Genomic DNA, 264 nt, shown 5'->3' with positions numbered 1-264 from the left:
CTCGTAAACACCACCATGCTCTTTTAAGGCCAATAGTGTTGCTTCTAAGGCACCATAATAAGATCTTTCGCTAGCGTAAGCATCGATTTGAATATTTGCCTGATTTAAATTATCTTTAATCAAAACAAGCATTTTATCTTTAGCCCAATCTGCTAAAGCAGGGATATTTTCCTCGCTGAAAAAATCTTGAGAAAAGTGTTCATAGGCTTCCTTTGCAAGATCTGTGATATAATCACCCTTATAATACTGCTCAGGATATTCCAC

At 36.4% G+C, this 264-nt stretch carries 1 pseudogene; it reads right to left on the bottom strand.

Going from position 1 to position 264, the window contains the following annotated elements:
- A pseudogene (locus ELQ11_RS09805) lies at window positions 1-264 on the bottom strand (arginine--tRNA ligase); the annotation flags it as partial.

Source organism: Campylobacter sp. US50a (assembly GCF_004379015.1).
In the GTDB taxonomy this organism is placed as follows: Bacteria; Campylobacterota; Campylobacteria; order Campylobacterales; family Campylobacteraceae; genus Campylobacter_D; species Campylobacter_D jejuni.
Note: the sequence above shows the minus strand (reverse complement) of the source record. Positions and strands in the feature narration are given on the sequence as shown.